Here is a 21,035-nt window from a genome sequence, read left to right on the forward strand (position 1 = left end):
CTCCCCAGCTCCAGAAGGCCGCCATGTCCGATACGACCATCACGCCGCATCCCCACCCGATCGAGCTCGACGACGCCAAGAGACGCCTTAAGGCGATCTTCATCGGCTCCGTTGGCAATCTCGTCGAGTGGTACGATTTCTACGCCTACACCGCCTTCGCGCTCTATTTCGCTCCGCATTTCTTTCCATCGCATGATCCCGTCGTGCAGCAGCTCAACGCAGCGACGCTGTTCGCCGCGGGCTTCATCGTGCGGCCGGTCGGCGGCTGGCTGTTCGGGCATTTGGCGGACCGCTACGGGCGGCGGCTATCGCTGATGGTGTCGGTTCTGATGATGTGCTTCGGCTCGCTCCTCATCGCATTCACGCCGACCTACGCGACGATCGGCTTCGCCGCCCCGGCCCTGCTGGCGCTGGCGCGCATCATCGAGGGACTGAGCCTCGGCGGAGAGTATGGCGCGAGCGCGACCTATCTCACGGAGATCGCCGATCCCGAGCATCGCGGCTTCTATTCGAGCTTCCAGTATGTGACGCTGATCGGCGGCCAGCTCACCGCGATCCTGGTGCTCCTGCTGCTCCAGAACGTTTTCCTGACGCATGAGCAGCTCGTCGCCTGGGGCTGGCGCATCCCCTTCGTCATCGGCGCGCTGCTCGCCGTAACCGCGATGTTCATGCGGCGGCATATGCAGGAGACCGAAGCCTTCGAGGCAGCCAAGAGCACGATGAAGCGCGAGAGCTCGTTGAAGGGCCTGCTGCGCTATCCGCGCGAGGTCGCGATCGTGGTCGGCCTCACCGCCGGCGGCACAGCCGCCTTCTACACCTTCACCACCTACATGCAGACCTTCGTGAAGCAGACGGTCGGCCTGTCCGACATCGTGACGACCTATGTCATCGCCGGCTCGCTGATCTTCGCGGCGGCGCTACAGCCGATCTACGGGCTGATCTCCGACAAGATCGGCCGCAAGCCGATGCTGATGTTCTTCGGCCTTGCCGGCTCGCTGCTGACCGTGCCGATCCTGACGACGCTTTCCGGCACGAAATCGCCCTGGATCGCCTTCCTGCTGATCTGCGGCGCCTGGATCTTCACCGCCGGCTACACCTCGATCAATGCAGTCGTGAAGGCGGAGCTCTTCCCGACCGCGATCCGCGCCACCGGCGTCGCCGTGCCCTATGCCGTCACGGTCTCGATCTTCGGCGGCACGGCGCCGGCCATCGCGCTGTTCTTCAAGCAGCAGGGCCATGAGCAGTGGTTCTACTACTACCTCGCCGGCATCATCTTCCTGTCGTTCCTGGTCTATTCGACCATGCGCGACACCAAGCATGAATCCGCGATGCACCGGCACGAGTAAGGCCTTGTCATTCCGGGGCAGGCCTGACGGTCTGCCCCGGAATGACAACCTTCAGGCGCTCTCGCCTGCCAGCCGCTTCAGCGCCTTCTCGCGCCCGATCAGTGGCAGCAGTGCCGCCAGTTCCGGGCCATGATCCAGACCGGTCAGCGCCTGCCGCAGCGGCATGAACAGCGCCTTGCCCTTGGCGCCGGTCGCGGCCGCGACGGCCTGCGTCCAGCTTTTCCAGGTCGTGGCGTCGAAAGGCTCCTGCGGCAGCAGGCCGGCGGCCGTAGCCGCAAAGGACTGATCCGCAATCACGGGCGTGGCCGGCCCCTGAACGACCTGCCACCACAAGGTCGCCTCATCCAGCTTCGCAAGATTGCCGCGCACCGCCAGCCAGAAGGGCTCGCCGCCGCCGAGGTCCAGCGCCGTGAGCCGGTCCGCGACAGCCGCAAACGGGAAATGGTGGAGCGTGCGGGCGCTCAGCGCTGCCAGCTCATGCTCGTCGAACTTGGCCGGCGCCCGCGAGACATGGGCGAGCTCGACCAGGCCGGCGAGTTCATCGAGGCTGCTAACCGGACGCACCGCATCGGAGGTGCCGACCATCGTCGCCAGCGCCGCGACCGCCAGCGCCTCAACGCCGCTCTCGCGCAAGCCGCGCAGGGAAAGATGGCCAAGGCGCTTGGACAGCCCCTCGCCGCTCGCCGTGGTCAGCAGATTATGGTGGCCGAAGGCGGGCAGACTTGCCCCCAGCGCCTCGAAGATCTGCGCCTGCACCGCCGTATTGGTGACGTGGTCCTCGCCGCGGATGACATGGGTCACCCCGGTCTCGATATCGTCGACCACCGACGGCAGGGTGTAGAGATAGCTGCCATCCTCGCGCACCAGCACCGGGTCCGAGAGCGAGGCGCAATCGACATGGGATGCTCCGCGCACGAGATCGTCCCAGGTGACTTCGCGCGGCTCCAGCAGGAAGCGCCAATGCGGCTTGCGCCCTTCCGCCTCGAAGGCCGCCTTCTGCTCCGCGGTGAGCTTCAACGCAGCGCGGTCATAGATCGGCGGCAGACCGCGGGCGAGCTGGCGCTTGCGGCGCCGGTCCAGCTCATCCGCCGTCTCGTAACAGGCATAGAGGCGCCCCGCCCGGCGCAGGCGCTCGGCCGCAGCATCATAGATCGCGAGCCGCTCCGACTGCTTGATGACGAGGTCGGGCACGATGCCGAGCCAGCCGAGATCCTCGGCGATAGCCTCGGCATATTCCAGCTTCGAACGGGCGATGTCGGTATCGTCGTAGCGCAGCAGGAAGCGGCCGCCATGCCGGCGGGCGAAGAGCCAGTTGAACAGCGCCGGCCGGGCGTTGCCGATGTGGAGATAGCCGGTGGGCGACGGCGCGAAGCGAACCAGGGGCGATGTCATGACGCGGCTTATGGCGCGTTTGCAGGCAAGCGACAATCGCGTCGTTGCGGGGGCTTCCGCACCGTTAACCCGACATTAGGGTTACCAAGGCATGAATTGTCTCCGAGCAGGGCGAAACGGGTGGAGCCGGACAGCTGCTCGGGGAGATCAGGATGCGTTTCCGTTCCATCGGGCCCGCGCTCGCGGCCACAGCCCTCGCGACAGGTCTTCTCGCCGTCCCCGCTTTCGCGGCGGATTACCCTGTCCTGCGCGGCGCCCAGATCGAGGATGTCCCACCTGCACCCGATCTCGGCATGAACTGGTCGGGCTTCTACTTCGGCGGCTTCGGCGGGCTGAGCGAGACTCGCTTCCGCACGGACAAAGGCGTCCTCGACATCGCCAACGGAAATTTCAATGGCACAGTCGTGCTCAGCGAGATCACGCCCGGCCAGCTGGTGTTGGCGTCGGCGCGGAACGATCGCGGACCGACTTACGGCGTCTTCGCAGGCTATAACTATGCGTTTGGCGATGTCATCCTCGGTTTTGAGGCCGAGTACTCGCGAGTCGATCAGGAAACGGCGGCGTCCACGCTCGAAGGCCGTCGCTTGCCTTCGGGCGACGTCTATATCGCATCTGTCCAGAACGCCCGGCTGAACGATTATTTCAACGCTCGCCTCCGGTTCGGCTACGCCTACGGGCGATTGATGCCGTACTTCACGGTCGGCGCTGCAGCCGGACGCTTCGACACCAACATCGCCGTCGCTTCCGACTGGCGCACACCGGCTTCCAACTACACGGCGAGCTATTTTGGCTGGCCTCGTTCGATCGGCGGCCCGAAAAAGGATGTCTGGGGCTATGGCTGGTCTATCGGCGGCGGCCTCGAAGCCGCCCTCACTGAAAACCTGATCGTGCGCGGCGAGTACCTGTTCACCAGCTTCAATGACGTTGAAGGCGTGACCGTCAACGTCAACACCGCCCGCGTCGCAGCCGCCATCAAATTCTGACGAGCTCACCGACTGCAACAAAAAAGGCCGGGGCAATGCCCGGCCTTTCTTTTTTACACGACGCGGCGCGTCTTCACTCGGCCGCCTCGACCTCCGGCCTGGTCCGCCCTGCCCGCTCGCGCTTGACGAGTTCGGCCACGAGGAAGGCCAGCTCCAGTGCCTGCTCGGCATTGAGGCGGGGATCACAGACCGTGTGGTAACGATCGTTGAGATCGGCATCCGTCATGCCGCGCGCGCCGCCGGTGCATTCGGTAACGTTCTTGCCGGTCATCTCCAGATGCAGGCCGCCGGCATGGGTGCCCTCTGCCTGATGGACAGCGAAGAAGTTCTTCACCTCGGACATGATCAGATCGAAGGGCCGGGTCTTGTAGCCGCTCGCGGCCTTGACCGTGTTGCCATGCATCGGATCGCAGGACCAGACGACGTTGCGCCCTTCCCGCTTCGTCGCCCGCACCAGCGCCGGCAGGTTGTCGAAGACCTTGTCGGCGCCGAAACGGGCGATCAGCGTCAGCCGGCCCGGCTGGTTCTGCGGATCGAGCACCTCGATCAGCTTGAGCAGGCCGTCGACCGTGGTCGAGGGGCCGCATTTCAGGCCGATCGGGTTCTTGATGCCGCGGAAGAACTCGACATGGGCGTGGTCGAGCTGGCGCGTGCGGTCGCCGATCCAGACCATGTGGCCGGAGGTGTCGTACCACTCGCCCGTCGTCGAATCCGTGCGCGTCATCGCCTGCTCGTAGCCGAGCAGAAGCGCCTCGTGGCTGGTGTAGAAGTCGGTCGTGCGCATCTCCGGATGGGTCTCCGGATCGATGCCGATGGCGCGCATGAACTCCAGCGCCTCGGTGATGCGCTCGGCGACCTCCTGATAGCGGTGCGACTGCGGTGAGTCCTTGACGAAGCCGAGCATCCAGCGATGCGCGTTGTCGAGATTGGCATAGCCGCCCGTCGCGAAGGCGCGGATCAGGTTCAGCGTCGCGGCCGACTGTCTGTAGGCCTCGAGCTGGCGGCGCGGATCAGGGATACGCGCCTCGGCCGTGAAGGCGATGTCGTTGACGATGTCGCCCTTGTAGCTCGGCAGCTCGGCATCGCCGATCTTCTCGTTCGGCGCCGAGCGCGGCTTGGCGAACTGGCCGGCAATGCGGCCGATCTTCACCACCGGCGAGCCACCGGCGAAGGTCAGCACCACCGCCATCTGCAGGAACAGACGGAAGAAGTCGCGGATATTGTCGGCCGAATGCTCGGCGAAGCTCTCGGCGCAGTCGCCTCCCTGGAGCAGGAAGGCTTCACCAGCGGCGACCTTGCTCAACGCCCGTTTGAGCTTGCGCGCCTCGCCTGCAAAAACGAGCGGCGGAAAGCCGGCGAGCTGCTGCTCGACCGCCTTCAAGGCTGCCTGGTCCGGATAATCCGGAATCTGCTGGGCGGGCTTTGCCCTCCAGCTCTCTGGCGTCCACCGCTCGGACATGGGACTACGTGCTCCTGATCTTCGAGATCGCGCGTCGTTAACCTCTTGGTAGCGCGAAGGGGCGGCTATACACCCAAGGCACGAGAATAGCCACCAGTCGGCGACATCGTCCTGCCTGCGGGTTGCGGCATTCCAAAACGAGAGCCGAAAGGCTGATTCATCTCCGCGGACGTTGCCCTTTTGCTGAGGCGGCTGCATGGTCACTTCGCAAACCGCTTCAACTCCGGCGGAGCCGGCGGGCCTCGCCGCTAAACGGCGCGAGGCGTGCGCATCGTCACGAGTTCCTCGGCAGCGCTCGGATGCAGCGCGACAGTGCGGTCGAAATCCGCCTTGGTCGCGCCCATCGTCACGGCGATGGCAACGGCCTGGATCATCTCGCCGGCATCATGCCCGAGGATATGGACGCCGAGCACCTTGTCGGTCTTCGCATCGACGACGAGCTTCATATAGATGCGCTCATGCCGCCCGGAGATGGTCGCCTTCATCGGGCGGAAGCCGGATTCGAAGATCCTGACCTCATGCCCGGCGGCAATCGCCTGGTTCTCCGACAGGCCGACCGTACCGATCTCGGGGGTGGTGAAGACCGCAGAGGCGACCGTGGCGTGATCCACCGTCCATGCCCGATTGCCGAAGGTGCTGTCGGCGAAGGCATGTCCCTCCCGGATCGCGACCGGAGTCAGGTTGACGCGGTTGGTGACATCGCCGACCGCATGGATCGACGGAACGCTGCTGGTCGAGGCTGCATCAACGGCGATCTCGCAAAGCGGGCCAAGTTCCACTCCCGCCCGCTCCAGCCCCAGACCTTTCGTGTTCGGCCGCCGGCCGGTCGCCACGAGAATGACATCGGCATCGATCGGCGCTCCGTGGACGCAATGGGCACGGCGGGCGCCATCAGCCAGTTCCTCGATGCGCTCGATGGTGCAGCCGAGCCGCATGGCGATGCCCGCCTCCATCAGCGCATCGCGCAGGCGATTGCGGATGTCCTCGTCGAAGCCGCGCAGGATGTTGTCGCCGCGATGGAGCAGCGTGACCGCGACACCGAGCCGGGCAAACAGGCTGGCGAATTCCAGCGCGATGTAGCCGCCGCCGACCACGAGCAGCCGCTTCGGCAAGGTCGGAAGATGGAAGACCTCGTTGGAGGAGATCCCCAGCTCGCCGCCTGGGATCGGCGGATCGAATGTGGGCCAACCGCCCGTCGCGACGAGGATATGCCGGGCGGTGACGGTCTGGCCGCTCTTGACCAGCCGAACGCTGTGCGGTCCCTCGATGACGGCGCGCTCTTCGCGGATCTCGACCTTCGCCCCTTCCAGGCCCTTGCGATAAAGGCCGGAAAGGCGCGTGACCTCGTTCGCCACCGCATCGCGCAGCGTTGGCCAGTCGAAGGAGGGCTTGGTGCCGAGCGTCCAGCCGAAGCCGGCCGCGTCCTCGAAATCCTCGGCGAAGCGGCTGGCATAGACGAAGAGCTTCTTCGGCACGCAGCCGCGGATGACGCAGGTGCCGCCGATCCGGTCTTCCTCCGCGATCATCACGCGGGCGCCGTGGCCGGCCGCGATGCGGGCCGCGCGCGTGCCGCCGGAACCGGCGCCGATGACGAAGAGATCGACGTCGAACTCAGCCATGATCTTCTCCTTGGCGCCCCAGTCCGAACCAGAGGATTCCGGCTCCCAGGACAGCGATCCACCAACCCTGCCAGGCTCCGTGCCCGACGACGGAAATCGTGAAGGCCGACGCGAACATGGCGAGGCGAGGCGCCATCTCCCGCGCCGGCAGCCGGCGCAGTCGCACGAGGAGGAGAAGGCCCGCCAGGAGGAGGATGCCCGCTCCGATCATGCCGGTCTCGGCCCATGCCTGCAGCGGCATGTCGTGAGGATGTCCCACCCCCAGAAGCGTCTTGTGCTCCGGCGCCACCTCGGCCGCTACGGGATGCTGGTCCATGCTGGCCGAGGTCCCGAAGCCGGCGCCGATGATCGGCCGCGCCTGCACCACCTCGCCGAAGCTCTGCCAAATGTCGATGCGAGCCTGCCCGGTCGTCACGGCGAAACGATCCAGGATCACCGAGGGCAGCCAGTTGTGAGCCGCGAGGCCGAGCACCGGTGCCATCGTCATGGTGAGGACGAGAGCGAGGCCGGCAGCCGTCAGCGTCAGGCGCGGCCAACAGGCCGACAACGCCCAGCACAGGACGCAGACCGCGACGCCCAGCCGGGCCGAGGCACTCTCCGAACGCAGCGCCAATGCGGCCACGGTCAATCCGAGGATGACCGCCAATATACGGTCCGAGCGGCGTGCAGCCGGCGCATTCCAGAGACCATGGATCGCCGGAACGGCCAATATCAGCGCCGTGATCGCGGGGCGGTTGAAGACGAAGCTCACCAGCTTGCCAATGCTGAGCGCGGCTCGCTGCGAGAGACCAGAGGCGAGTTCGACGATCGACAGCAGGCAGGCCAGGATCAGCGCGAGCGCGAGCGCGCGTAGCCACATCGGCCGCGGCCTGAACCGGCCCGAGGCGGCAATCGCGAGCGCGAAGGCCACCGGCAACACAAGCTCCGCCCAGGCCCGCAAGGAAGCTCCCGGTTTGTGGCTCCACGCAATCGATAGCAGCGCCCAGGCGAGGAAGGCGGCCAGGGCCAGACCCAGCGGTGTCGCGAGCAGGCTCCGCAGGCGCGCGACGACATCCCCCGCCCTGCCCGCGGCGACGGCTGCGGCAATGAAGGGAATGACGGCCACACCGAGCATGAGCGGGGCGGAGCGGTTGGCGAGCCACATCGCCAGCGGCATCAGTATCAAGAGTGCCGCGCCGATCGCCGTCAGGCGTGATGGCAGCCTGCCGGGGCTGGCCGCGGATTCGTGGCGATCGGCGAAACGCGTCTGACTCATCGCACTGCGCTTACGCGATCACGCGAAACGCCGCCAGCGACTTATCCGCAAGCCGTTCGCAGTCGTAGAACGAAAGGCACAATGACTGCCGCAAACTTGGGAGAGAGCGAAAATTATTGACAGGTCATTATTCAATCAGGCGCAATTGACGCCCTGCGTGGCAAGGTGTCACAGCCGATGCTGCCAAAAAAACCACGGCAGGGGCCGTAATCGGAGGAAATCCATGCTGACATCTATCCTGAAGCGCACGGCCCTGACAGCGGTGGCTCTCGCCGCTCTGTCGACGGCTGCCTTCGCCCAGCTCAACGAACTCAAGATCATGGCTCCCGCAGCGCCCGGCGGCGGATGGGACGGCACCGCGCGCTCGATGCAACAGGCGCTGACCGCTTCCGGGCTCGTCAAGAGCGTGCAGGTCAATAACGTCACCGGCGCCGGCGGCACGATCGGCCTCGCCCAGCTCATCGGCGCGAAGGGCGACGGCCACCAGCTGATGGTCAACGGCTTCGTGATGGTCGGTGCGATCCTGCTCAACAAGTCGCCGGTCAACCTGACGCAGATTACGCCGATCGCGCGCCTGACCGCCGAAGCCGAGGTCATCGTCGTCCCGACGGAATCCCCGCTCAAGACCGCCAAGGACCTGGCCGAGCGCCTGAAGGCCGACCCGGCCAAGGTGACCTGGGCCGGCGGCTCGGCCGGCGGCACCGACCACATCCTCGCCGCGCTGTTCGCGCAAGCCGTCGGCGCCGACGCCAAGAAGATCAACTACATCCCGTTCTCGGGCGGCGGCGAGGCACTGGCTGCGATGCTCGGCGGGCGCGTCACCGCCGGCGTCTCCGGCTATGGCGAGTTCGAAGGCCAGATCAAGGCAGGCAAACTGCGCGTGCTGGCTGTCTCGTCAGGCAAGCGCCTCGCGAACGCGCCGGACGCACTGACGCTGAAGGAGCAGGGCATCGATCTCGAACTGCTGAACTGGCGCTCGGTCGTCGCGCCTCCCGGCCTCTCGGCCGAGCAGACCAAGGCCTTGACCGAGACTGTCGAGAAGATGGTCAAGACCAAGGAATGGCAGGAGATCCTGAAGGCCCGCGGCTGGGATGACGCTTTCCTGGCCGGCACTGCCTTCGACACCTTCCTGAAGGGTGAGATCGAACGCGTCTCGAAGGTGATGACCGAAGTCGGCCTGGTGAAGTAAACTGGGCAGAGCCGCCAGAAACGCAGGGGCCGGGAAACCGGCCCCTTTTCTCACCGCCAGAAGCGCCGTGAAGGCGCCGGCCTCCACCACGGGAACGCCATGACGAACGAGACTCGGACGCAAGGTGCCAACAAGCCGGCCCTGATCGTGGGCGTGCTGCTGCTGATCGTCGCTGCCCTCGTCGGCCACGACGCCTCCACGCAGACCATTACCTCCACCTATGGCATCGGGCCGACGGCCATGCCCTATGTCGTGACGGTCGGGCTCGTCATCCTCGGCCTGGCGCATTTCGTCGTCGCCTTCCGCGAGGGACTGCCCGAGCCGGAGGTGGCCGACAACAAGGCCCTTTTGTGGATCGCCGGCGGTCTCGTCTTCCTGATCGCGTGCATCGGGCTCGGCGGCGGCTTCATCATCGCGATCTCGGTCGTCTTCGCCTGCACCGCGCGCGGCATGGGCCGGCAGGCCCTCTTGGTCGACGCAGCAATCGGCTTCGTCCTCGGCCTGGTCATTTTTCTCGTCTTCGCGAAGCTCCTGACGCTGATCTTGCCGTCGGGACCGCTCGAGCAACTCTTCCTCTGAGCCGGGGCTGAACGATGGATACTTTGCTCTCGCTGCTCAACGGCTTCGGCGTTGCCCTCGAGCCCTCCAAGCTGCTCTTCTGCCTGATCGGCGTCTTCCTCGGCACCGCTGTCGGCGTGCTGCCCGGCATCGGCCCGGCGCTGACCGTCGCGCTGCTGCTGCCCGTCACCTTCAAGCTCGACCCGGCCGGCTCGCTGATCATGTTCGCCGGCATCTATTACGGCGGCATGTATGGCGGCTCGACCACCGCGATCCTGCTCAATGCACCCGGCGAAAGCGCCTCTCTCGCCACTGCGCTCGAAGGCTCGAAGATGGCCAAGGCCGGCCGCGGCGGCCCCGCGCTCGCGACTTCGGCGATCGGCTCCTTCGTCGCCGGTCTGATCGCGACGATTGGGCTTGCGTTCCTGGCGCCCTGGCTCGTCGAGATCGCCGTGAAGTTCGGTCCCTGGGACTATTTCGCCCTGATGATCGTCGCCTTCGTCACGGTGTCGGCGACCTTCGGCGACTCGCCGCTGCGCGGCCTCACCAGCCTGTTCCTCGGCATCACGCTGGGGCTCGTCGGCATCGACAAGCTGACCGGCCAGGCCCGCCTGACCTTCGGCGTGCCGGAGCTGCTCAACGGCGTCGAGGTAACGACGCTGGCCGTTGGCCTCTTCGCCGTGGGCGAAGCCTTCTACGTCGCCTCCAAGCGCTTCCACGCCCCGGAGGAGATCATCCCGATCAGGGGCTCGCTGTGGATGACCAAGCAGGACTGGAAGCGCTCCTGGGCGCCGTGGCTGCGTGGCACCGCCTTCGGCTTCCCGATCGGCGCTCTTCCGGCTGGCGGCGCCGAAGTCCCGACCTTCCTGAGTTACTCGACCGAGAAGAGGCTCTGCAAATACCCGGAAGAGTTCGGCAAGGGCGCAATCGAGGGTGTCGCCGGGCCGGAAGCGGCCAACAACGCCTCCGCCGCGGGCACGCTGGTGCCGCTGCTCACGCTCGGCCTGCCGACCTCGGCGACGGCGGCGATCATGCTCGCCGGCTTCCAGCAATACGGTCTCAACCCGGGCCCGCTGCTCTTCGCCGAGCGGCCGGATCTCGTCTGGGGCCTGATCGCCTCGCTCTTCATCGCCAACGTCATGCTGGTGATCCTGAACCTGCCGCTGATCGGGCTCTGGGTCCGGCTGCTCGCGATCCCGCAACCCTGGCTCTATGCCGGCATCCTCGTCTTCGCGACGATGGGCACGCTCGCGGTCAACGGCTCGCCGGTCGAATTGACTATGCTCTTTCTCTTCGGCTTCGTCGGCTACCTGATGCGCCGTTACGACTATCCGGTCGCGCCGATGGTCGTCGGTCTCATCCTTGGGCCGATGGCAGAGCAGCAGTTACGCCGCGCGCTCCAGATCAGCCTCGGTGATCCGATGATCCTGCTGGAGAATCCGATCTCGGCGACGCTGCTCGGCATTGCCTTCCTCGCTTTGGTCGCGCCCTTCCTGATGCATGGGCTGAACCGCTTCAAGGCCTCGGAGGACTGACCAGCCCAAGTTGCAGCAGGCTCTCGCCGGTCGCGACGAGAGCCTCTGCCGCCGGCCTAGGCTGCCAGCCCAGCATGGCTATCGCCTTGGCGCTGGTCGCATTCTTGACGCGGCCGAGCTCCGGCGTCGCCGCCTGACGCGCCGTCGCGCTGAAGCGCGCGGCGAAACGCACCAGCCAATCCGGCAGCACGCGGGTCGAGACGCCTGCCGCCTGCTGGCCGAGCCCGTCCTTCAGCGCCTGGGCGATGGCCTGCATCGTCATGAAGTCGCCGGCGGTGGCGAGGAAGCGCTCCCCGGCAGCGGCCGGGTCGGTCATGGCGCGCAGATGCAGGTCGGCGACGTCGCGCACGTCGACAACGCCGAACATCAGGCGTGGAACCGCCCAGAGCCTGCCTTCCAGCATGGTCTTCACCAGCAGGATCGAGGCGGAAAGATCCGGCCCGAGCAGCGGGCCGAAGATGCCGACCGGATTGACCACGGCGAGTTCGAGTCCCTGCCCTTCCCCGTCGACGAAATCCCACGCGGCAAGCTCGGCCAGCGTCTTCGACTTCGGATAGGCGGCGAGGCCCGGCGCGGCCGGATTGGTCCAGTCGCGCTCGTCATAGGGGCGCTTCAGCACGCGGCCATAGCCGATGGCCGCGAAGGAAGAGGTCAGCACGACGCGCTTCACCTCCGCGCGGTGAGCGGCGCGGAGAACGCGCAGCGTACCTTCGCGCGCCGGACGGATCAGCTCGTCCTCGTCCTTGGGGGCAGCGGACGCCAGCGGCGATGCGACGTGCAGCGCATGGGCGCAACCGGACATCGCCGCATCCCATCCGTCATCCTGCAACAGATCGGCGGTAGCGATCTGCAGGCGCTCGCCCGCATCGATCCCCGCCTCTTTCAGGGCTTCCCTCAAACGGCTTTCCCGCGCCGGCGAGCGCAGCGTGGCACGAACATCGAAGCCCGCAGCGAGAAGCTTCAGGATGCAATGTCCCGCGACAAAGCCGGAGCCTCCGGTCACCAGAACGAGGTCGCGGGTCATGATCCGGGCTCCGAAAGCTGCTAGATCGCCGCGCGTCCTATCGGGCGCGATAACGGCGATCCATCTACTTGTTATCGCATCGGATTGTTCCGAAAAGCGGATTCCACTTTTCGGTCCGATGCTATTGCGAGACCACGCAGATAGGCCGGGCTTCGGGCAAACGCCAGCGGGTCAGCAACCCGCTGATGGAGGACATCGGCGGCACCAGCCAGGTCAACTGACGCTCCAAATAAAAACGCCTCCCCTTCCTGCGAAGAGGAGGCGTTGGTGGCTGGGCGCTACCTGGTGATCGGCAGCGTCAGAGCGTATGGCCGCGCTTGCGCATTTCCTGCGAGAAACGATCGAAGAGGTAGTTGCTGGTCTGCACGCTCCAGGGCTGAAGCAGCGGGAAGATTTCTTCCATCGCCTTGCCGCGCAGGCTGGTATAGCGCTGCCCGACTTCGGACTTGAAGAAGCCGGCAACAGCCTTCAGGTCAGCTTCGGTCATCTTGCTGGCGAACACGGCGGCAGCGGTCTTGATCATCTCCTCAGAGCGCTTGTCGGCCTCGGCCTTCAGCTCGCCGAGCACGGCGTCCGTGTCTTTCGCCATTTCCGGCCGGGTCGCCACGAAGCCCTTCGCGCTCTCTTCGAATTCGCGATAGATGTTGGTGATATTCTGCGTGACGCCGGTCAGGTCCATGACCTCGCGCGCCGCCTGGAGATGGCTCGGCGTCAGTGTCGGTGCCTGGGCGAAGGCCGGAGCGGCACCGAGCAGTGCGAGGCCGAGGGCCAGGCTGGCGAGAATATGGCGGATCATGCGGTCAAAACCCCTTCATCGTTGACGAGCCGGCCGATGAGCCCGGCAGCGTCGCCGGCCCTGCCGAGCCGACTGTTGTTCGCGCGTTCCTTAGCGTGGATCGCGCGGGAATGGAATTATTCGATCTTGCCGAGCAGCTTGAGCCCGTCCGCACCGGCGAGGATCGCTCCGGCCGCGAGACCGATGAACAGGCCATGCTCCACGACCCCCGGCACCATGTTCAGAGCCTGAGCCAATAATTCCGGCCGCTCTATGGCGCCGAGATGGGCGTCGAGGATGAAATGCCCGCCATCGGTGACCAGCGTCGTGCCGTCCGGCCGCTGACGCAGCGAGAGCTTGCCGGCGGAGCCGGAAGCGGCGACGGCCTGAGCGACCGCACGGCGCGTCGCCTCCAGCCCGAAGGGCACCACCTCGATCGGCAGCGGGAAGCGGCCGAGCTTCTGCACCAGCTTGCCATCATCGGCGATGACGATCATGCGCGCGGAAGCGGCGGCGACAATCTTCTCGCGCAGCAGTGCCGCACCGCCGCCCTTGATCAGACGCAGCTGCGGATCGACCTCGTCGGCGCCATCGACCGTCAGGTCGAGTTCGGGCGTCTCGTCGAGCGTCGACATCGGAATGCCCAAGGAGACGGCCTGCGCCTGCGTCGCCTCGGAGGTGGCAACACAGATCACCTCGAAGCCGGATGCGACCTTCGTACCGAGCAGATCGACGAAGTGCTTCGCGGTGGAACCCGTTCCGAGTCCAAGCCGCATGCCCGGCCGCACGAGTTCGAGTGCGCGGGCGGCCGCCTGCTTTTTCAGATCATCGGCGTTCATATCGCTTGCCCGGATGGAGTTTGACGGAAACCGGCCGCTACCTACGAAAGACAGCGCCGCTCTCCTGCCGCGCCACGCGCTCCATGTCCAGCGCGCGCAGGTCGCCAGGCATCATTTGGTTTGTGGCGTGCACACCGTCTTGTCGTCGAAGACGTAGCAGATGCTCATCTCCCCGGTGCGGATATTGACGCGGAAGATGCCGCCTTCGCGCTCATGCCGCGAGGGCATCAGCCCGTAGTCGCTCGGCGCCTGGGGACCCGCCCCCTCGCCCGCCGGGAAGCACACCGTGACGCCGACGCCGCCCTCCTTGAGCTGGAACTGACAGGCCCCGACCTCTCCCGTCGCCTTGTCGATGCGGTAGACGCGATTGAGATCCGTCTGCGGCGCCGGCGCGAACTCGAATGGCCCGGCGAGGGCCGGGAGCGCACACGCCAACGAAAGGCCGGCTGCCAATCCCAGGCGCGTCACGCCGGGCCGGATTGCGATAAACTTCGACATGACATCTTTCCCTGCCGCGGGGCGACGAATCGAGCGAACGATACCATCATGCGCGGCGAATTTGGGGAGGCGGTGACGGCTGCCCTTCCAAGCGAAGCACTTGCCAGCCGGCGCGCGAAGCCGTTTAAGCCGGTCGTCTGTCGTACTGCCCGGAAAGCCACGCCATGAGCCTGCCCCCGATCGTCGTCTTCGATCTCGACGGAACGCTCGCCGAGACCGCACCGGACATCATGCGGGTTCTGAACGTCATCCTGGTACGCGAAGGCCTGCCCGCCTTGCCGTTGAACCGGGCACGCGAGCTCGTCGGAGCGGGCGCGCGAGCCCTGATCGAACGCGGCTTCAAGGTGTCGGGCCGGCCGCTCGATACTGAAACCCTGGAGCGGCTCTTCGAGGATTTCCTCGTCATCTACGCCGATGACGCCGCCTCCCACAGCCATCTTTTCGACGGCGTGCTGGGCGCGCTCGATACACTGGCCGACGAGGGCTACGCGCTCGCCGTCTGCACCAACAAGCCGATCCTGCACACGCGCCTGATCCTCGACCATTTCGACATCGCCAAACGCTTCGCCGCCGTGGCGGGACGCGACAGCTTCCCCTGGTTCAAGCCCGATCCGCGCCATCTCACGATGACCATCGAGGCAGCGAAGGCCGACGCTTCGCGCGCCGTGATGATCGGCGATTCCCGCACGGACATCGCGACGGCGCGCGCGGCGAGCATCCCGTCCATCTGCGTGCCCTTCGGCTATACCGACGTGCCGATCGAGACGCTGGAGCCGGATTTCGTCATCCAGCATTTCGACGAGCTGCCGGATGCTGTGGATCGTGCGCTCAATCTGGTGCCGGCACGTCCTTGACGGCGTGAAGCGCGCCGACTAGGAGAGGGCCGGTCCGGGCGGCTAGCTCAGCGGTAGAGCACTCCCTTCACACGGGAGGGGTCACAGGTTCGATCCCTGTGCCGCCCACCATTTTCCCCGACATCGTCAGCGCAGGACCCGCGCCGCGCCATCCGGAAGCGGCTGGCCTCCCTTGGCGATCGTGACCAGTTCTTCCCCGAACCGGGCCGCGATCGGCAGGCGGAAATGCAGGGGGTCCCAGTAGTTGTCATCCCGCGCCGTGATCGGCGAGGCATGCGCGTAATCGACCATCGTTGCGCCGTGACGCCGCGCCAGAGCGGCGATCCCCGCCTTGCATGCGGCATAGCGCAGCCATCCCGCCGAGCCCTCGCGGGGATACCCCATCAGATGCGCTGGCGGCAGGACGAGCATCACCTGCGTTTCCTTCGGGAAGGCCGTAATCGCATCCTCCAGCCAGGCCAGCGCGGGAAAGCGCCAGGCTGTGCTTTCGGCGATCGGCACCGGCATCGGCGGCAAGGGCGTCAAATCCAAAGGCTGGCCACCATTGCTCAGGTAGATGTGGCTGCGCGCGCGAGCGAGATCGTAGCTCGCCTCCGGCGGCGTGAAGACCTCGTAGCCGTCGCCGCGGATGCGCTCCCGCGACCAGCCAAGACGATAAGCCATCAGCCGGCCGGCGATCTCGAGGTTGGTCAGGTTGAGCAGCTTCGGCCAGTCGGTCCAGCGAACCTCTCGCGAGAGCCAATCCGGTATCGGGCGCGGCGTCAGGCGCTTCGCCGCATCGGTGGCATCGGGCTCGCACCAGGTGACATCGAGGCCCCAGATGATTCGCTTGGGAGCGCGGACATGATCCCGGAACAACCCCGCCATCTGCAGCTGCTCCCAGGGCGTCGCCGCATTCATCGCGAGGTTGACGAAGCGTGCGTCGAGTCCCTGCGAGAGCGTCTGCGGATCGAGAAGCCGCATCGTCGAGGTGCCGAGCACCGCCGCATCAAAGCGGCCGGAGCGCACGAGCTGCGGGTACATGAAGCGTTGGTTGATATCCATGATCGGTCGCGCCGGCTGACCGGCTCCGACCCGCATGCCGAAGGGATCGAGCGCGGCGACGAAGGCGAGCAGCAGCCCGGCGCAGCCCGCCGCTGCCACCAGGAACCACCGCGACCAGACGATCCAGGCCTTCTCCATGATGGCCCTGTACTCCAATGTCATGACTCTGACCGGTGAGCCGGCCCGGCGCCCTCTTCGCACAGGCGACGCCTCCGTCACAACGCGGAAGGCGCCGCAGCTGGCAGCCGACGCGCGAACATGCGAGAGAGACCGCATGATCTCAGGCGTTTTCCGCCGTCTGGCCAGCCCCGCGCAGCGACTTATCGCCGCCCTGCTTGCGCTCTGCCTGCTGCCCGGCCCCGGGCATGCTGCTGAAGAGCCGTTGCCGCCTTCATCGGGCATCCAGGATGCGCTGTGCCGCCTGATCGACGACGCCGCGCGGGAACACGCGGTGCCGCCAGCCTTCCTGACCCGGCTGATCTTCCAGGAATCGAGCTTCCGCCCGCATGTCACGAGCTCGGCCGGCGCACAGGGCGTGGCCCAATTCATGCCCGGCACGGCGCGCGAGCGCGGCCTCCTCGATCCGTTCGATCCGGAGCAGGCCGTGCCCAAGGCTGCGCATTTCCTGGCCGAGCAGCGCGGGCGCTTTGGCAATTGGGGGCTTGCGGCGGCAGCCTATAATGGCGGCCCGAACCGCCTTGCCGGCTGGCTCGCTGCCCGCACCGCCGGGCAGACCCGTTTCCTGCCGATGGAGACCGAGAACTACGTCCTGCTGATTACCGGGGCCTCGGTCGAGGACTGGGCCGAGGATGCCCGCAACAGCGGCAATGGCGACGGGCGCTCGCCGCCGGCTCGGCCGGCGACAAGCGATCCGCAAGCGGCCTGCGCGCCGACGCTGGTCGCGATCCGGCAATCGCGTCCCGCCCTCCCCGTCATTGCGGAAGCGCCCTTCGCGCCCTGGGGCGTCCAGCTCGCCGGCAATTTCTCCAAAGCCCGCGCGCTCGCCAGCTTCCAACGGGCCAGTGCCCGGCACAGCACGATCATCGGCGAGCTTCAGCCGATGATCATCGGCACGCGGCTGCGCAGCCGCGGTACGCGCGCATTCTACCGGGTCCGGCTGCCCGCCGCGACGCGCGCCGAGGCGAGCGCGCTGTGCCGACGCATCCAGGTCGACCGTGGGGCATGCGTTGTCCTGAGGAGCTGACCCATTGCCGCCATGTTGCATGTGCGCAACGCAGAATAGCAAAGCTCGGAAGCTCTCAGTGATGTGAAGAAAGCCTGATTGCAGCAGGCCCGGGAAGCTGACAGGACGTTGAGGAGACGTTGACTTTTCCGTGTCAACTTCGTGTCCACACGCCGCCCCGACCGTCCGAGGTTCTCGATGATCCGCTCCATCCGTCTGGCCATGCTCGCTGGCCTAGGCCTGCTTGCCCTCGGCTCCGCTGCCCGGGCCGAAATCGACCCGCTGACCCGCCAGCCGCTGGTGCAGTATGTCGACCCGGCGAAGGCACAGGCCACCGCCATTCCGCGCGAGGTCGTCGACTATCCGACGAGGTATCAGCCGGGCACGATCGTGATCAATTCGGCCGAGCGCCGCCTCTATTTCGTGATGCCCAACGGCAAGGCGGTGCGCTATGGCGTTGGCGTCGGCCGCCCGGGCTTCGATTGGGCCGGCAGCCAGAGCATCACCCGCAAGGCCGAGTGGCCGAGCTGGACCCCGCCGTCGCAGATGCTGAAGCGCCGTCCCGACCTGCCGCGCTTCATGCCCGGCGGCCCGGACAACCCGCTCGGCGCCCGCGCCATGTATCTCGGTTCGACGCTCTACCGCATCCACGGCTCGAACGAGCCGGAGACGATCGGCCAGGCCGTCTCCTCGGGCTGCATCCGCATGCTGAACGAGGACGTCATCGATCTCTACGAGCGCACCAGGGTCGGTACCCGCGTCGTCGTCGCGCGCTGAGCGGCTCACGCTTCACGACCGAGACAAGCCGGCGGAAACGCCGGCTTTTTTGTTGGCTGGAGCATTTCCGCGTTTCTCCGAATCGCAAAAATGCTCGAAGCCGTTGTTAAGTCAGGCGGCTGACATCTGGCGAACATCTGATTGTCGACGTGCTCTCTCGGGGGATGCAATCGAATTCCTCTGCTTCAACCATTTTCGTCAGACACGCTCGAGTCATCGGCGAAATTCGTCGTTAGGCAGCCAAAATCCGCGAACACGGCCACGCGTTTTCAACGAGGATGCTCACACGCGCCGGGTCTTCAGGCCGGGCGAAATCGCTCAGTGGCATCGGAAAACTGTCATGGCTCCGAAGGATTCGACCAAGCACGCCGCTCCCGCCCGAGCGCTGAAAGCCCGGCGTCGCTAAGCCGTGGCGAACACCATCCAAAGCCAGGGGACCGCTGCCGAGGCAGCCAACCGAAAAATCGGTCTGATCCTGCTTGTCGTCACGGCATGCGGCTGGGGCCTGAACTGGTCAGTCCTGAAATTCGTTCTGCTCGACTGGCCACCGTTGTTTGCTCGCGGCATGGCTGGCCTCCTCGGTGCGGCCGGCCTGGCCATTGTGGCATTGCTCCGCGGCGAACGGCTTGCTGTGCCGCGCGAATTCTGCCTCCCGCTCGTCATGGCCGCCGCAATCAACGTGTTCGCCTGGATGGGCTTTACCGCCCTGTCGCTGAATTGGCTCAAGGTGTCCGAGGGAGCGCTTATCGCCTATTCGATGCCGATATGGGCGATGCTGATCGCCTGGCCTTTGCACGGCGAACGCCCGGATCGCCGTAGCCTGCTCGCATTGGCGCTCGGCGTTGCCGGCATCTCGATCTTGATGGGCGGACCCAACTTTGCCGTCCAGAAACTGCCGGGCGTTTTCTTTGGCCTCGCCGCCGCCATTCTCTTCGCCGTCGGCACCGTCATGGCCCGCAAGCCCATCGCGATGCCTTTCACGGCGCTGACGGCATGGCAGGTGGCTCTCGGTTGCCTGCCAATGGTCGCGTTGAGCCTGATTCTGGAACAGCCACATCTCCTCGCATTGTCCGGCCAGGGCCTGGTTGGTCTGGCCTATATGGCGGCAGCCCCGATGGCGCTGTGCTATCTGACCTGGTTTGGAGCCCTGAAACGCCTGCCGACGGCAGCCGCGGCAACGGGCATGCTGATCGTCCCGATCGTCGGAACGCTATCGGCCGTACCGTTGCTTGGAGATGCCCTGGGGCCGCGGGAAATCCTGGCCATCAGCGTCGCGCTCAGCGGTGTCGGACTGGCGCTCCGCAGGACCCATGGCTGACATTTGTGGACGCAAGCGTTCCACTCATCAGGGCTGCGCCGGAGGCCTTGGATCGTATAGCTCCATTAAAGCCTGCCTCACCTTCAACTGTAGAAGATGTGTCGGCCGATCACGTCCATTTTCTTCAGCTTCTTCGCCCATGTCGGCTGAACATAGTCGGCGTGGTAATGCGTCGCGGCACCGACTTCAGCGAGGTAGATCTTGCCCTCGTAGACCTCGCGCGCGATGCGCATCGCCGCTTTCCAGGCCTCGGGCTCGGTGATGCGCAATGCCTTGCCTTCACAGGCGAAGGTGAATTGGCAGGCGAGTTTGCGGTGGCGGTTCTGGAAGACCACGCCGCAGACCGTGCCAGGATAGACCCCACTCTTGACCCGGTTGAGCACGACCTGGGCAACGGCAGCCCGTCCCTCCTCCACTTCGGAACGCGCCTCGAAATAGACGGCCTGGGCCAGGCAGCGCTCTTCGCGCTCCAGATGCTCGGGCTCGATCAGCCCCACATAAACCTGCCGCGGCTCAGGCTCTTTCCCGGGCAGGACCAGAATCCCGGTCGGCGTGACCCAGGCGATCGTCGTGCTTTCGCTCGTCGGCGTCACCGGGCTTTGCCCTGCACTCGCGGCAGAGCGCGGGGTCGTTCCATCACCTTTCCCGAGGGCCTCGCCCGAACGTGGCACGGCATCAGGCGGAACCAGCTCGCTCTTTTCGCTGTCGCGCGATGGGCGCGCGAGACCACTGCGGGGTTCGCTCTGCGCGATCGCGGGGGCCAGCCCGATCAGCGGACTGTCATCGGTATCAAGACGGCTTGAGGGAAGCGCCTTCGGATTGAGGCCCAATGCACGGTCATCGACGCCGAGCGGGATGCGCGACAGGGCGGGCGACGTCGTCGGCAGGGTCTTGGTAGGCAGCACGACGAGAGCCGCGAGCGCGAGCAGCGCCGGCGGGACGATGCGCTTCATGGAGTATGCTCCGGAGATATAGGGTCGAGCCGAGCGTGCGCAGCGCCGATCGATCGGCGGCGGGACCAGCGGCTCGCTTGACTGGGACTTGCTGGAAAACCGGGAGGAAGACGAGCTAGCGTTCCGCCCTTGCGGGGATCAGGCGGGACTGGATTGCGACGCTAGTCGATGGCTTTTGTCGTCGGCCAATTCTCAGGTCAGGCGCAAGACTGCGGTGGTTCGCAGGCCATTTGCCACGGCAGGGGAATGCCAGGGAGATGCTCTGCCGCATCAGCAGCTTTTGGCATCATCGCGACGTCAGAAGCGATGATCGTGCACCGAGCGGCACAGAGAGAAAACCTCCGGAAAGAAACTTCTACCTGCACGAGCGACCGACCCGCCTATACCTGAACATAATCCTATTCATTGCACAGAAATCTGCGCCGATGTTACTT

General features: G+C 65.9%; 19 protein-coding genes and 1 tRNA gene. 10 read left to right on the forward strand and 10 right to left on the reverse strand.

The features are described 5' to 3' along the window. The first annotated feature begins 23 nt into the window (after positions 1–23). Positions 24–1,346, forward strand: coding sequence for an MFS transporter (locus tag FQV39_RS09565; protein WP_149130076.1), 1,323 nt, complete (start codon positions 24–26; stop codon positions 1,344–1,346). A 51-nt stretch (positions 1,347–1,397) separates the two neighbouring features. Here the strand turns inward: FQV39_RS09565 and gltX are convergent, their stop codons facing one another. Continuing rightward, positions 1,398–2,738: a glutamate--tRNA ligase gene (gene gltX, locus FQV39_RS09570; protein ID WP_149130077.1), complete on the reverse strand. Its 1,341-nt coding sequence runs from the start codon at positions 2,736–2,738 to the stop codon at positions 1,398–1,400. 152 nt (positions 2,739–2,890) lie between these two features. Between gltX and FQV39_RS09575 the strand changes: the two genes are divergently transcribed. After that, positions 2,891–3,721: an outer membrane protein gene (locus tag FQV39_RS09575; RefSeq protein WP_149130078.1), complete on the forward strand. Its 831-nt coding sequence runs from the start codon at positions 2,891–2,893 to the stop codon at positions 3,719–3,721. Positions 3,722–3,794: 73 nt separating this feature from the next. Here FQV39_RS09575 and FQV39_RS09580 read toward each other — a convergent pair whose 3' ends face one another. The 3 genes from FQV39_RS09580 to FQV39_RS09590 all read right to left on the reverse strand — a co-directional run bounded on the left by FQV39_RS09580 (position 3,795) and on the right by FQV39_RS09590 (position 8,054). Continuing rightward, positions 3,795–5,180, reverse strand: a complete 1,386-nt coding sequence (locus tag FQV39_RS09580) for a class II 3-deoxy-7-phosphoheptulonate synthase (protein ID WP_149130079.1) — start codon at positions 5,178–5,180, stop codon at positions 3,795–3,797. Positions 5,181–5,428: 248 nt separating this feature from the next. After that, positions 5,429–6,799: a glutathione-disulfide reductase gene (gor, locus tag FQV39_RS09585; protein WP_149130080.1), complete on the reverse strand. Its 1,371-nt coding sequence runs from the start codon at positions 6,797–6,799 to the stop codon at positions 5,429–5,431. Beyond that, complete coding sequence (locus FQV39_RS09590; RefSeq protein WP_149130081.1) at positions 6,792–8,054, reverse strand: O-antigen ligase family protein; 1,263 nt, start codon at positions 8,052–8,054, stop codon at positions 6,792–6,794. The genes gor and FQV39_RS09590 overlap by 8 nt, the downstream gene beginning before the upstream one ends. Positions 8,055–8,277: 223 nt before the next feature. On the opposite strand from FQV39_RS09590, the gene FQV39_RS09595 reads away from it, so the two are divergent. From FQV39_RS09595 to FQV39_RS09605, 3 genes are all read left to right on the forward strand, one after another. Further along, entirely contained in the window at positions 8,278–9,243 is a 966-nt protein-coding gene (locus FQV39_RS09595; protein WP_149130082.1) for a Bug family tripartite tricarboxylate transporter substrate binding protein, read from the forward strand. 99 nt (positions 9,244–9,342) lie between these two features. Then, a complete protein-coding gene (locus tag FQV39_RS09600; protein WP_149130083.1) occupies positions 9,343–9,822 on the forward strand; it encodes a tripartite tricarboxylate transporter TctB family protein in 480 nt (159 codons plus the stop codon). 14 nt (positions 9,823–9,836) lie between these two features. Next, positions 9,837–11,336 (forward strand): tripartite tricarboxylate transporter permease, encoded by a 1,500-nt coding sequence (locus tag FQV39_RS09605; protein ID WP_149130084.1) that lies wholly within the window; start codon positions 9,837–9,839, stop codon positions 11,334–11,336. Here the strand turns inward: FQV39_RS09605 and FQV39_RS09610 are convergent. The 4 genes from FQV39_RS09610 to FQV39_RS09625 form a co-directional block, all read right to left on the reverse strand. Then, positions 11,317–12,360, reverse strand: a complete 1,044-nt coding sequence (locus tag FQV39_RS09610; RefSeq protein WP_149130085.1) for an SDR family oxidoreductase — start codon at positions 12,358–12,360, stop codon at positions 11,317–11,319. The two genes, FQV39_RS09605 and FQV39_RS09610, sit on opposite strands and share 20 nt — an antisense overlap. A gap of 298 nt (positions 12,361–12,658) precedes the next feature. After that, positions 12,659–13,156 (reverse strand): DUF2059 domain-containing protein, encoded by a 498-nt coding sequence (locus tag FQV39_RS09615; protein ID WP_149130086.1) that lies wholly within the window; start codon positions 13,154–13,156, stop codon positions 12,659–12,661. Positions 13,157–13,272: 116 nt separating this feature from the next. After that, a complete protein-coding gene (gene rpiA, locus FQV39_RS09620) occupies positions 13,273–13,974 on the reverse strand; it encodes a ribose-5-phosphate isomerase RpiA (RefSeq protein WP_149130087.1) in 702 nt (233 codons plus the stop codon). A 111-nt stretch (positions 13,975–14,085) separates the two neighbouring features. Continuing rightward, positions 14,086–14,472, reverse strand: coding sequence for a hypothetical protein (locus FQV39_RS09625; protein ID WP_149130088.1), 387 nt, complete (start codon positions 14,470–14,472; stop codon positions 14,086–14,088). A gap of 164 nt (positions 14,473–14,636) precedes the next feature. On the opposite strand from FQV39_RS09625, the gene FQV39_RS09630 reads away from it, so the two are divergent. Together FQV39_RS09630 and FQV39_RS09635 are read left to right on the forward strand one after the other, a co-directional pair. Then, positions 14,637–15,326, forward strand: coding sequence for an HAD family hydrolase (locus FQV39_RS09630; RefSeq protein WP_149130089.1), 690 nt, complete (start codon positions 14,637–14,639; stop codon positions 15,324–15,326). 36 nt (positions 15,327–15,362) lie between these two features. Continuing rightward, positions 15,363–15,437, forward strand: a tRNA-Val gene (locus FQV39_RS09635). 15 nt (positions 15,438–15,452) lie between these two features. On the opposite strand, the gene FQV39_RS09640 is transcribed toward FQV39_RS09635, so the two are convergent. Then, the gene (locus tag FQV39_RS09640; protein ID WP_149130090.1) at positions 15,453–16,532 is read right to left on the reverse strand and encodes a hypothetical protein; all 1,080 of its coding nucleotides are present in this window, start codon (positions 16,530–16,532) and stop codon (positions 15,453–15,455) included. Positions 16,533–16,644: 112 nt separating this feature from the next. On the opposite strand from FQV39_RS09640, the gene FQV39_RS09645 reads away from it, so the two are divergent. From FQV39_RS09645 to FQV39_RS09655, 3 genes are all read left to right on the forward strand, one after another. Continuing rightward, positions 16,645–17,574, forward strand: coding sequence for a lytic transglycosylase domain-containing protein (locus tag FQV39_RS09645; protein ID WP_149130091.1), 930 nt, complete (start codon positions 16,645–16,647; stop codon positions 17,572–17,574). A gap of 177 nt (positions 17,575–17,751) precedes the next feature. Then, positions 17,752–18,330, forward strand: coding sequence for a L,D-transpeptidase (locus FQV39_RS09650; protein WP_149130092.1), 579 nt, complete (start codon positions 17,752–17,754; stop codon positions 18,328–18,330). 409 nt (positions 18,331–18,739) lie between these two features. Then, positions 18,740–19,648 carry a DMT family transporter gene (locus FQV39_RS09655; protein ID WP_248313305.1) on the forward strand — a complete coding sequence of 303 codons (909 nt, stop codon included), beginning with the start codon at positions 18,740–18,742 and terminating at the stop codon, positions 19,646–19,648. A gap of 83 nt (positions 19,649–19,731) precedes the next feature. On the opposite strand, the gene FQV39_RS34365 is transcribed toward FQV39_RS09655, so the two are convergent. Next, entirely contained in the window at positions 19,732–20,601 is an 870-nt protein-coding gene (locus FQV39_RS34365) for a cell wall hydrolase (RefSeq protein ID WP_149130093.1), read from the reverse strand. Positions 20,602–21,035: the final 434 nt, after the last annotated feature.

The organism is Bosea sp. F3-2, from assembly GCF_008253865.1.
Lineage (GTDB): Bacteria > Pseudomonadota > Alphaproteobacteria > Rhizobiales > Beijerinckiaceae > Allobosea.